Source organism: Dinoroseobacter sp. S76 (assembly GCF_049801095.1).
Classification (GTDB): domain Bacteria; phylum Pseudomonadota; class Alphaproteobacteria; order Rhodobacterales; family Rhodobacteraceae; genus Dinoroseobacter.
The window spans coordinates 742825-754583 of the sequence record NZ_JBNAGH010000002.1 but is presented as its reverse complement, the minus strand read 5'-3'; the positions used below and the strand labels follow the sequence as shown (position 1 = coordinate 754583).

The 11759-nt window shown below is 64.4% G+C and carries 12 protein-coding genes; 7 read left to right on the top strand and 5 right to left on the bottom strand.

From position 1 onward, the window contains the following. On the bottom strand, nt 1-531 hold the full coding sequence (locus ACP153_RS09430) for a TRAP transporter small permease (protein ID WP_424970720.1): 531 nt from the start codon (nt 529-531) through the stop codon (nt 1-3). Then, nucleotides 528-1520 carry a TRAP transporter substrate-binding protein gene (locus ACP153_RS09425; RefSeq protein WP_424970719.1) on the bottom strand — a complete coding sequence of 331 codons (993 nt, stop codon included), beginning with the start codon at nt 1518-1520 and terminating at the stop codon, nt 528-530. The genes ACP153_RS09430 and ACP153_RS09425 overlap by 4 nt, the downstream gene beginning before the upstream one ends. A gap of 232 nt (nt 1521-1752) precedes the next feature. Here ACP153_RS09425 and ACP153_RS09420 point away from each other — a divergent pair, with 232 nt between their 5' ends. Beyond that, on the top strand, nt 1753-3432 hold the full coding sequence (locus tag ACP153_RS09420) for an ABC transporter permease (protein WP_424970718.1): 1680 nt from the start codon (nt 1753-1755) through the stop codon (nt 3430-3432). Here the strand turns inward: ACP153_RS09420 and ACP153_RS09415 are convergent. Beyond that, nucleotides 3429-3842 (bottom strand): hypothetical protein, encoded by a 414-nt coding sequence (locus tag ACP153_RS09415; protein ID WP_424970717.1) that lies wholly within the window; start codon nt 3840-3842, stop codon nt 3429-3431. The two genes, ACP153_RS09420 and ACP153_RS09415, sit on opposite strands and share 4 nt — an antisense overlap. A 72-nt stretch (nt 3843-3914) precedes the next feature. Next, nucleotides 3915-4910: an extracellular solute-binding protein gene (locus ACP153_RS09410; protein ID WP_424970776.1), complete on the bottom strand. Its 996-nt coding sequence runs from the start codon at nt 4908-4910 to the stop codon at nt 3915-3917. Nucleotides 4911-5166: 256 nt separating this feature from the next. Here ACP153_RS09410 and ACP153_RS09405 point away from each other — a divergent pair, with 256 nt between their 5' ends. From ACP153_RS09405 to ACP153_RS09380, 6 genes are all read left to right on the top strand, one after another. After that, nucleotides 5167-6798, top strand: coding sequence for an alpha-D-glucose phosphate-specific phosphoglucomutase (locus ACP153_RS09405; protein WP_424970716.1), 1632 nt, complete (start codon nt 5167-5169; stop codon nt 6796-6798). A gap of 96 nt (nt 6799-6894) precedes the next feature. Then, entirely contained in the window at nt 6895-8502 is a 1608-nt protein-coding gene (locus ACP153_RS09400; RefSeq protein ID WP_424970715.1) for an FMN-binding glutamate synthase family protein, read from the top strand. Nucleotides 8503-8658: 156 nt separating this feature from the next. Then, nucleotides 8659-9306 carry a hypothetical protein gene (locus ACP153_RS09395; protein ID WP_424970714.1) on the top strand — a complete coding sequence of 216 codons (648 nt, stop codon included), beginning with the start codon at nt 8659-8661 and terminating at the stop codon, nt 9304-9306. Between the two features lie 130 nt (nt 9307-9436). Further along, a complete protein-coding gene (locus tag ACP153_RS09390; protein ID WP_424970713.1) occupies nt 9437-9868 on the top strand; it encodes a YeeE/YedE family protein in 432 nt (143 codons plus the stop codon). Between the two features lie 3 nt (nt 9869-9871). After that, on the top strand, nt 9872-10318 hold the full coding sequence (locus ACP153_RS09385; RefSeq protein WP_424970712.1) for a DUF6691 family protein: 447 nt from the start codon (nt 9872-9874) through the stop codon (nt 10316-10318). A gap of 26 nt (nt 10319-10344) precedes the next feature. Continuing rightward, nucleotides 10345-11229 carry an MBL fold metallo-hydrolase gene (locus tag ACP153_RS09380; protein ID WP_424970711.1) on the top strand — a complete coding sequence of 295 codons (885 nt, stop codon included), beginning with the start codon at nt 10345-10347 and terminating at the stop codon, nt 11227-11229. A gap of 75 nt (nt 11230-11304) precedes the next feature. Here ACP153_RS09380 and ACP153_RS09375 read toward each other — a convergent pair whose 3' ends face one another. Beyond that, nucleotides 11305-11568 carry a spike base protein, RCAP_Rcc01079 family gene (locus ACP153_RS09375; RefSeq protein ID WP_424970710.1) on the bottom strand — a complete coding sequence of 88 codons (264 nt, stop codon included), beginning with the start codon at nt 11566-11568 and terminating at the stop codon, nt 11305-11307. Nucleotides 11569-11759: the final 191 nt, after the last annotated feature.

The following is an 11759-nucleotide window of genomic DNA, read 5'->3' as shown; positions in this document are numbered from 1 at the left end:
TCAGTCCAGCGTCTCGTTCGGGTCCGCGCCGGACCAGTGCAATAGGCCAATGACCAGATGCAGCGTGAGCAGGGCCGCGTAGAACCCCATCGCCGCCGCGAGCCCGTAGTAGAAGGGAGTGTGGATGATCCCCAGATTGGAAGTCATCGCTCCGCAGGGCAGGCCGCAGCTGCCCTTGGTCACCAGGCCATAGGTGGCAAAGCTGCAGATCGCGATCCCGCCCAGGCGCGCGGCAAGATCGGTGACCCGCGTCAGCTCCCGCCCACCGGCATATTTGATGACATTCACGCTCACATGGGATTGATGCACCGCGCCATAGGCCACGGCCCCGGCCACCACCACGGTCAGGGCCATGGTCGAGACATCTTCAATGCCAAAGATCGGATCGTTCAGGACATAGCGCCAGAACACCGACACGCCCGTGACCGCGCCCAGCACCCCGAGCGCCAGCCCTCCGGCCAGCGCAAAGAGCCCCGCGATCCAGTGCAGACCCCGCTCAACCGTGCCGAGCGGGGCCGGAAGGTCGCTCACCCGTCATCGCCTTTCATGATCGCGGTGATCTGGGCGCCGGTCTTGCCCTGGCCGACCTCGCTGGCGAGCCAGGCATCCATGGCGGGCTGGATCGTGGCATCCCAGCGGGCGCGCTCGTCGTCGCTGAGCTCGATGATCTCGACGCCGTTCTCGCGGGCCACATCAATCCCGCGCTGGGCGATGGCCTTGTACATCTTGCCGCCCTCAAGGCTGAGCCACTTGCCGGAGGCCTGATCGACCCAGCCTTTTTCTTCATCAGAAAGAGCGCCATAGACGGCCTTGTTCATCAAGAGCACGAAGGCCGAGCCCGCCCCGGGGATGTTCGTGGTCATGTAATTGGCAGGCTCATGCATCTTGAAGGACATGGTCGCCGAGGGGTCGATCGAGACCGCATCCACCACGCCATTGGCGAGGTTCTGGTTGATCACGCTGACGGGTTGCGAGACCGCACTCGCCCCCAGCGCCTCGGTAAAGGGAATGTCCTGGGCCGAGGTCACGCGGACCACGAGCCCGTTCATATCCTCCAGCGTGCGGACCGGCGTGTCCTTGGTATAGAGCACCTGCGGGTCATTGGCCCACAGCGCGAGGATCTTGGCGTCGAACTCCTTCTCGATCAGGTCATAGGCCCGCCACATGGCCTCGGTGCATTCCACGGCATCGGCGCACATGCCCGGCGTGGTGACCGAGGTCGCCACCGGGAAAAGCTGCGCCGTGTAGCCCGGCAGATGGAAGGCCACATCCGCCACGCCATCGAGGAGGATCGAATACTGCTTGGGCGGGGCGGAGTTCAGCGCGCCGCCGGGGAACATCGACACGGTCAGCGCGCCGCCGGACACCTCGGCGAGCTTCTCGGCAAAGGGCGTAAAGACCGCCTTGTTCATGGGATGGGTCGGCCCCATGAAATAGGCCAGCGCCAGATCCTTGGCGGACGCGGTTTGCGCGCCCAGTGACAGGGCCGCCACAGCAGCCAGAGCAAATAGTGATTTCACGGTGCATCCTCCCTGATGTCCTGAGCGCGGCCCGGTCGGGATCTTGGGATCCTCTGGTCGGGCGACGCGCTCCCCCTGGGATCAGCTTGCGCAGGATCGCGCGGCTTTTGAACCCCCGATGGGAAAAATTCAGGCCCGGGATCGGTCACCTCTGTGTCAGGCGTGCCGCGCGCCGCGCGCTGCGGGGGCCTGCCGCCTTGCCACCGGTTCGCAACCAGCGCTAGATGCGCCCATGAGCAGCCTGACCGATCCCACCTCCGGCACCGGCCCTGCGGCGCGCAAGGCCAAGCCCGCCGGGCGCGAAGCCCGTCTGATGGGGACGGGGGCGATGGCGCTCGCGCTCTTGTGCCTCTTGCCCATGGTGGCGGTTCTGATCACTTCGCTTTCGGGCGGGGTGGAGACGCTCACCCATCTCTGGGACACGGTGCTGCCGCGCTATGTCGGGACGACGTTTGCCCTGGTGGTGATGGTCGCGACGGGGACTTTCGCCATCGGAACCGGGGCCGCGTGGCTCGTCTCGATGACCGAGTTTCCCGGGCGGCGCTGGCTGGAGGTGGTGCTGGTGCTGCCTCTGGCCTTTCCGGCCTATGTGCTGGCCTATGCCTATACCCATATTCTCGACCATCCCGGCATTGTGCAGACGGTGCTGCGCGATGTGACGGGTTGGGGGCCGCGGGATTACTGGTTCCCCGAGATCCGGTCCCTCGGGGGGGCGGCGGCCATGCTGATCCTTGTGCTGTATCCGTATGTCTACCTGCTGGCCCGGGCGGCGTTTCTGCAGCAGAGTGCCACGACCTTCTTTGCGGCCCGCGCGCTGGGGCGGACGCCCTTCCATGCTTTCCGCGAGGTCTCGCTGCCCATGGCACGCCCAGCCATTGCGGCGGGCGTCTTGCTCGCCACGATGGAGACGATCGCGGATTTCGGGACGGTCTCCTATTTCGGGGTGCAGACCTTCGCCACGGGCATTTACACAAGCTGGTTCAACATGGCCGACCGGGTCGCGGCGGCCCAGCTGGCCATGGGGCTTTTGGCCTTTGCGCTGCTGCTTGCCTTCCTTGAGCGGACCACCCGGGGCGAGGCGAAATACCATGGCGGCAAGCGGCAGGAGGGCATGGCCCGCATGCCTCTGACCGGGGCGGCGAAATGGGGCGCGACGGTGCTCTGTGCGGCGCCGGTGGTGCTGGGCGTGCTCCTGCCCATTATCGCGCTGGTGATCATGGGGGTCGGATCCGAGCAGAACCTGCTCAGCCGTCGCTACCTGCGCTTTCTGAGCAATTCCCTGACCCTGGCCGGGACGGCGGCGGTGTTCACCGTGCTGGCCGCCATCGTGCTAGGCTATTTCCACCGGGTACGCCCTGGCAAGCAGGCGACGGCGGCGCTCTATGTGGCGCGGCTAGGCTATGCGGTGCCGGGCGGGGTGATCGCGGTCGGGCTGCTGGTGCCCTTCGCGCTTTTCGACAATACGCTGGATGCCTGGATGCGGGCGACCTTTGATATCTCCACGGGGCTTCTGCTCACCGGGTCGATCTGGCTGCTGGTGGCGGCCTATATGATCCGCTTTCTCGCCGCAGCCCTTGGCGCTTATGAGGGCGGGCAGGCGACGATCAACTCCAATCTCGATTTCGCCTCCCGCGTGCTGGGGCAAAGCGCCTATGGCACCCTGCGCCGGGTCCACCTGCCGATCCTGACGCCGAGCCTGCTGACGGCGCTGCTGATCGTGTTTGTGGACGTGATGAAGGAGCTGCCCGCGACGCTGATCATGCGTCCGTTCAACTTCGACACGCTGGCGGTGCAGGCGCACCGGCTGGCCGCGGATGAGCGGCTCGACGGGGCGGCGGTGCCCAGCCTCGTGATCGTGGCGGTGGGCTTCTTGCCGGTGCTGCTCCTCTGCCGGAAGGTCAGCCGCCGCTAGGAGCCCGGTGCGATCGTGATCGGGCCTTGCCCTTTGATCTGCGCGCTGCAGGCGGAGACCGGATCGAATCCGGGTCCATCGAGCCGACAGGCCCCGACCACAAACTCATAGCGATCCACGGCCTCGCACGGCGCGTTCGGCGTCTCGAACACGGCCGTGGCGCTGGCCCCGGGCGCGATATTCATGAACCAGGTTCCCTTGCTGCGCCCCACGCGCTCGGCACCCACATAGAGGTAGAAATGCCCGCTCACCTCCATCACCGGATCGGGGCCGGTATTGGTCAGGGTCATCTGGGCGGTGCAGTAATACTCCCGCTTGCCGATCTCGCCGAGGGCGAGGTCGAACTCCGCCCAAGCGGCGGTGGCGGGCAGGGTCAGGGCGAGACCACAGGCCAAGACGTATCGATGCATTCCAACTCCTCCTGATCACAAAAAAAGGGGCGCAAAATGGCGCCCCTTTGTAGGTCGTGAGTGGCCGGGACCTTATTTCCAGCCAGCTTCGTTGAAGATCTTCTGCGCCACAGGCACGTTCTTGGCCACAGCGGAGAGGTCCACATCGTCGGGCTTGAACATGCCGAGGGCTGCGACGGAGGCGCTCAGCCCCACACCCGGAACGGCCGGGTATTCGTCATTGCCTGCAGAGAAATACTGCTGCGCCTGATCGGAGGCGAGGTACTCCATGAACTTCACAGCGTTCTCAAGGTTCGGCGCGTTGGCTGCGATGCCGCCGCCCGAGAGGTTCATATGCGCGCCTTCGGCATCCTGGGACGGGAAGATCCAGCCGATATTGCCCATGTCGTCATCGCCAAGGCCGCTCACGTCTTTGCGCAGGGCACGGGCGAAGTAATAGGTGTTCGAGATCGAGATATCGCACTCGCCGGACACCAGACCGCGCAGCTGGTCGGTGTCACCGCCCTGGGGCTCACGCGCGAAGTTCTCGACAAAACCCGCGGCCCAGTCCTTGGCGGCTTCTTCGCCATGGTTCTCGATGATCGCCGACAGCAGGGTCTGCGAATACACATTGGTCGAGGAGCGGTGGCAGACCTGACCTTTGTATTTCGGATCGGCCAGGGCGACATAGGACATCGGCGGCTCGGCCACGTCGGCCTTGTCATAGAAGATGATCCGCGCGCGCTGGGAGAAGCCGAACCACTGGTTGTCGTCATCCTGCAGATAGCCGGGGATGCGGGCCTCAAGCACGGCGCTGTCCACGGATTGCAGAACGCCAGCTGCCTTCGCACGCTCGAGACGCGAGGTGTCGACCGTCAGCAGGATATCGGCGGGGGAGTTCACACCCTCGGCTTCCATCCGCGCGATCAGCTCGTCGGCCTTGCCTTCGATGCGATTGATGGTGATGCCGGTCATCTCCTCGAAATCGGAGTAGAGGCGCTCGTCGGTGTCGTAATGACGCGAAGAATACAGGTTCAGCTCGCCAGCTGCATAAGCGGCGGAGCCAAGAAGGGTCGCTGCCGCGGTCATCGCGCTCACGGACAGGGTAAATGTCGTCGGCATGGTGTCTCCTGATGGACTATCTATTCCCGATAGATTTGATCAGATACCAGTCTGGGCGTCCGCATCAAGCCTTTTTTGACTCTTTTTGTCGGAAACCGGCGAGATGCCGCAGATAGCCGTTTCTCCAAGGCCACAGGCGCGGTTGACCCCGGTCAAGCCCCTTGCGGCGCGCGGCTGCATCCGAAACAACGGGGCAAGCCTTTCAACAGATCAGGAGCGCGCCATGTCCATCCATACGGTCCAGACGCAGCCCATTGATGGTCAAAAGCCCGGGACCTCTGGCCTGCGCAAGACCACACCCACCTTTCAGGAACCGCATTTTCTGGAGAATTACATCCAGGCCATCTGGAATGGCATTGGCGGGGTTGCGGGCAAGACGCTCGTGCTTGGCGGGGATGGCCGGTATTTCAATGCCGAAGCCGCGCAGGTCGTGTTGCGCATGGCCGCCGCCAGCGGCGCGGCCCGGGTGATCGTCGGGCAGGGGGCGCTCTTGTCGACCCCGGCGGCCTCCAACCTGATCCGCAAGCGCGGCACAGATGGCGGGATCATCCTCTCGGCCAGCCACAATCCCGGCGGTCCCAAGGGCGATTTCGGCGTGAAATATAACGGTCCCAATGGCGGTCCCGCGACCGAAGAGGTGACCGACAAGATCTTTGCCGCCACCAAGACCCTGACCGAATACGCGATCCTCGATGCGCAGGATGTGGACCTCTCCGCGCTGGGCGAGACCGCCATGGGCGAGATGGTGGTTGAGGTGGTCGATCCGGTCGCGGACTACGCCGAACTCATGGCCGAGATTTTCGATTTCGAGGGGCTCCGCGCGCTCTTTGCCAGCGGGTTCCGGATCCATTTCGATGCGATGCACGCGATCACCGGGCCCTATGCGACGGCGATCCTCGAGGACACGCTCGGCGCGCCCAAGGGCAGTGTGGTGAACGGTGTGCCCAGCCCCGATTTCGGCGGCGGCCACCCGGACCCCAACCCGATCTGGGCCAAGGAGTTGGTCGAGACGATGATGGGCGAGGATGCCCCTGATTTCGGTGCGGCTTCCGACGGGGATGGCGACCGCAACATGATCATGGGGCGCGGCATCTATGTGACACCCTCCGACAGTCTGGCCGCGCTGGCGGCCAACGCGACCAAAGTGCCCGCCTATGCGGGCGGGCTCGCCGGGGTGGCCCGCTCCATGCCGACCTCCAAGGCGCTGGACCGGGTGGCCGAGGCTCTGGGCATCGATTGCTACGAGACGCCCACGGGCTGGAAATTCTTTGGCAATCTGCTCGATGCCGGGCGCGCGACGCTCTGCGGCGAGGAAAGCGCCGGGACCGGCTCGGACCATGTGCGCGAGAAAGATGGGCTCTGGGCCGTGCTCTTCTGGCTGAACATCCTGGCCGAGACGCGCAGTTCCGTCGCCGACCTGATGGCGGATCACTGGGCGCGCTATGGCCGGAACTATTATTCCCGCCACGATTACGAGGCCGTGGATGCCGGGGCCGCGAACGGGCTGATGGATGATCTGCGCAGCCGTCTGGCGGACCTGCCGGGGACCGAGGTCGCGGGTCAGACCATCAGCTTTGCCGATGAGTTCAGCTATGACGATCCGGTGGACAACTCCCACAGTGCCGGGCAGGGCCTGCGCATCGGGTTCGAGAGCGGCTCGCGCATCGTGATCCGTCTTTCGGGGACTGGGACGGTCGGCGCCACCCTGCGCGTCTATCTCGAGGCCTATGTGGCCGGTCCCGACGGGCTCGACCGCGATCCGCAGGAGGCGCTGGCCGATATCATCTCAGCCGCCGACACGCTGGCCGGAATCGCCAGCCGCACGGGCCGCGACGCCCCGGACGTGATTACCTGATCGAAACCCGTTTCAGGCGGTTCACAGAAAGGTCTTTCGGGGTTTAGGGTTTCTCAAGGGACGGTGGCGCATGCTGCCGAAATTGGGAGGCCCCGCATGAGCCGTTACGCGATCTTTTTCATAGTGGCCTGGGCGACGGTTGCGTCGCTCATCGCCTTGGCATGGAGTATCTGGTTCCTGATCCCGCTTGGGATTTTCGGGGCCCTGTCGGCGCTGGGGCTCTATGACCTGCTCCAGAAACGGCACTCGATCCTGCGCAATTACCCGGTGATCGGGCATATGCGCTTCCTGTTCGAGGGGATCCGTCCCGAGATCCGGCAATACCTGATCGAGAGCGATCAGGATGAGGAGCCGTTTTCGCGCGACACCCGCTCGATCATCTATCAGCGCGCCAAGGGGGTGGAGGATAAACGCCCCTTCGGCACGCGGATGCGGGTTTACGATTCCGGGTACCAGTGGCTGACGCATTCCGTGCGCCCCGTGCATATCGAGAACCCGGATTTCCGGGTGCGGATTGGCGGGCCGGACTGCGCGCAGCCCTATGACGCGTCGATCTACAATATCTCCGCCATGAGCTTTGGCGCGCTGTCGGGCAATGCGATCCGGGCGCTGAATACCGGCGCGAAAGAGGGGGGCTTTGCCCATGACACGGGCGAAGGCGGCGTCAGCGTGCATCACCGCAATGGTGGCGGCGATCTGATCTATCAGGTGGGCTCGGGCTATTTCGGCTGCCGCACCCATGATGGCGTGTTCGACCCTGAGAAGTTCAAGGAGACAGCCAAGAACCCGCAGATCAAGATGATCGAAGTGAAGCTGTCACAAGGGGCGAAGCCGGGTCATGGCGGGGTGCTGCCGGCCTCCAAGATCACGCCGGAGATTGCCGAGGCGCGCGGCGTGCCCATGGGGCGCGATTGCGTCTCACCGGCCGCCCATGGGGCCTTCTCCACGCCGCTGGAAATGATGAACTTCCTTGGTCAGTTGCGAGAGCTTTCGGGCGGCAAGCCTGTTGGGTTCAAGATGTGCATCGGCCACCGGCGCGAATTCATGTGTATCGTCAAAGCCATGCTGGAAACCGGGATCGTCCCGGATTTCATCGTAATCGACGGCAAGGAAGGCGGGACCGGCGCGGCACCGCTGGAATTTGCCGACCATATGGGGATGCCGCTGGTGGAGGGGCTGACCTTTGCCCACAACACCCTGCGGGGCGCCGGTCTGCGCGACCAGATCAAGATTGGCGCCTCGGGCAAGATCGTCACCGCCTTCGATCTGGCCAAGGTCTTGGCGCTCGGGGCCGATTGGGCGAACTCCGCCCGGGGCTTCATGTTCGCCATCGGCTGTATTCAGGCGCAGGCCTGCCATACGAACCAATGCCCGGTGGGCGTGGCGACCCAGGACCCCCTAAGGGCCCATGCGCTCAATGTGGATAGCAAATCCGTGCGGGTGGCGACCTTCCATCGCAACACGCTGAAGTCCCTGGCCGAGATGACCGGGGCCGCGGGGCTCGAACATCCGCGGGACTTCCTGCCTTATCACCTGATTGTCCGCGAAACCGACCGGGGCATGATGACCGGCGATGAGGTCTATCCCTACCTGCCCGAAGGGTTCCTCGTGGAGGAAGAGGCCGACGAGTTTGGCTATCTGCGCCGCTGGCGCCGCGCGGATGCGAGCAGTTTTGCACCGAAGGATATGCGCAAAGGCACCTGACGCCGCGCGCCCCGCGGGCAAACCGGCGGCTGGCAATCTCGTCAGCCCGCCGGGTTTGTTTCCGGAATCCGATTGCAGACAGGCGGGTTTTTGGCGATTTGCCCCCTTCCGTGTTAACCTTTTTCCAGTTCGTCACGATTTGGACAAAGGTGCTTTATGCTGAAATACTCGATTTTCGCCGCGTCTCTGGCGTTAGCCACGGGCGCGCAGGCCAGTTCGATCGGCTCGCTTGCGATTGCCGATCTGACCTTCGACATTCAGACCGAAACCGCGATCGCTGCCGATGTCGCGACCTATACGGGCGAGTCCGGCTTTGCGCCGGGAGACACGGTGGGCTGGACGGTCAATGCGTTCTCGCCTCTGAGCGATGTGACCGGGACGCAGAGCTTTTCCGGCTTTGGCATGGTGACTGCACAAAACTATGAGCATGTGCATGTGCACGGGTTCTCGATCACCTTCGATACGGCGATCAGCGAGATCCTCTTCGTCGTCGAGAATGACAACGGCAATGTGTTGAACGGGGTCCGTCTCGATCTGGGCTTTGCGGCCGAGGATGCGCAGGGTGTCCTGCTCCCCATTGGCACGGGCTACTCGATCACGACCGCGAACGCCGCGACATGGGTGCTCTACGAATTCGCGAGCCCGGTGACGCAGGTCGTCAACCTGCCAGGCCCGGTGGGTGACGGGTTTGACATGGCGTTTTTCGCCCAGCCTGTGGCGCCCATTCCCCTGCCTGCCTCCATCCCGCTTCTTGGGGCCGGGCTCGGTGCTCTGCTGATGGTGTCACGCCGCCGCCGGCGCTGACGCACGACCTGCCGCGCTGCAATGCGCGGCAGCCATTCGGTGACTTGGTCACAGATCCATTCCGGTTCTTGAATGTATTTCTGATCCGATCGGGCTAACCTGCCCGAAGGATCGGTTGCAGGAGGATCGGATGGAAACCGCTTTCACCCCCGGGATGTCGCTCTTGGGCGGCAGCCTGATCGGCTTGGCCGCCGTGGCGCTCATGGCGCTTCATGGTCGCATCTTTGGCGCCACAGGCATTCTTGCCGGAGCACTCTTGCCCGCGTCGCCCGGGGATCGGACCTGGCGCCTGGCCCTGCTCGCAGGCATGGTGTCAGGCCCCATCCTCGTCTGGCTGATCAGCGGCGCCCTGCCTGAGGTCCAGGTTCCGGTGAGCCTGCCTGCGTTACTCGTCGGCGGTGTTCTCGTTGGCATCGGGGTCACTCTGGGTTCGGGCTGCACCTCCGGCCATGGCGTCTGCGGGATGGCGCGCCTTTCGCGCCGTTCGATCGTCGCAACGCTGGTCTTCATGGCCACCTGCGGCGCCACGGTGTTTGTGATCCGTCACGGGATTGGAGGATAGGCCATGCGGATGTTCAGTTTTTACCTCATTGGTCTCGTCTTCGGAGTTGGCATCGCGCTTTCGGGCATGGCGAACCCGGCCAAGGTCCTGAACTTCTTCGACATTGCCGGCAGCTGGGACCCGAGCCTCGCCTTCGTCATGGGCGGCGCGCTGACACTGACGGCCCTGGGCTATCGTCTGGCCTGGCGGCGCGCGGCCCCGGCGCTGGCGCCCAGTTTTCAGGTGCCGACCAACACTGCGCTGGATGCAAGACTGCTCGGCGGCGCTGCGATCTTCGGGATCGGCTGGGGCATCGCCGGGTTCTGCCCGGGCGGGGCCCTCCCGGCACTGGGAACCGGGCGGATCGAAGTGATCTGGTTTGTCGCGGCGTTGATCCTCGGGATCCTCATCACCCGCACACTGCTTGATCGCGGCAGCCGCGCTGCACCGCTTGAGCCCCAGGCGCGCTAGGCAGCCCGGCAGGAGGAGGAGCGACGATGCCCGATATCGAAGTCAATCTTGAGGCCAAGCCCGAGGTCACCGCCTTTTTCGATCCGGCGACCCACACGATCAGCTATGTGGTTGCGGATCCTGCGACGCGGGTCTGTGCGGTAATCGACAGCGTGCTCGATCTCGACTACGCCGCCGGGCGGATCACTCATGGCCATGCAGACATGATGATCGCCTTTATCGAGAAGGCCGGTCTCACCCTCGACTGGATCATTGAGACCCATGTGCACGCGGATCACCTGTCCGCCGCGCCCTATCTCCAGCAGCGTCTGGGCGGACGTATCGGAATCGGGGCGGAGATCCTGACCGTGCAGGAGACTTTCGGCAAAGTCTTCAACGAGGGCACGGAGTTCCAGCGCGATGGCAGCCAGTTCGACCGGCTCTTTCAGGATGGCGACACCTACCAGATCGGAGAGATCACCGGGCACGCGCTCTCGACGCCGGGGCATACGCCTGCCTGCATGACCCATGTGATCGGCAACGCGACCTTTGTGGGCGACACGCTCTTCATGCCTGATGGCGGATCCGCGCGCGCCGATTTCCCGGGGGGGGATGCCGGGCAACTCTACGATTCTATCTGGCGGGTGTTGTCCCTCCCGGAAGAGATGCGGCTCTTCATGTGTCACGACTACGGTCCCGAGGGGCGGGAGATCCGCTGGGAAACCACGGTGGCCGAGGAGAAACGGCGCAATATTCATGTGGGGCTGGGCCAGTCGCGCGACGAGTTCGTCGCCTTGCGCACCGCGCGGGATGCGACCCTGGCCGTGCCGACGCTGCTCTTGCCCTCGCTGCAGGTGAATATGCGGGCGGGCGAGATCCCACGGGATCCCTCCGGGCGCCCGATGCTCAAGGTCCCGGTGTCCGGGCTTTGAGATCCGGGGCCGACCACGGCTCAGTGGGAAAGCCGTGGTCGCGGGCTCCGTCCAGAGCCAGAGGCGCAACGCGCCTTAACGCAGGCCGACCAAACCGCCAGCCGTGGTGCCCGAAGACCGCACGCGCTTGACGCGCAGCGGATAGATCGTGCCGGGGACGACATTGGTCAGTTTCACAATGCTGCCCGAGATCAGTTCAACCGAGAGGTCGCCAGCCTGCCCGACATAGATCGCGCGCGTGGCGAAGGGCAGGTTGGAGGAGTTGTCAGGCGTGATGGCTTCCCCGGCGGTTGCCGGGCCGGTCAGGGTGCTCTGATGGCCTTTGTAGTCGTCGATCATGTGTCTGCTCCAAGGAAAACTTCTGCCTATAGACACAGAGAAATCTGAAGAACTCGCGAGCCCTGCGTGCGCCGGATCGCAGGCGGCGCAACACCCGGCTTGCCAAAGGATCCACCAAGACAGGCGACGCCCCCTTGTCCTTGGCGGGGGCGCGCGGCAGTGTTAGCGCAACCGGAACGGGAGGACACGGG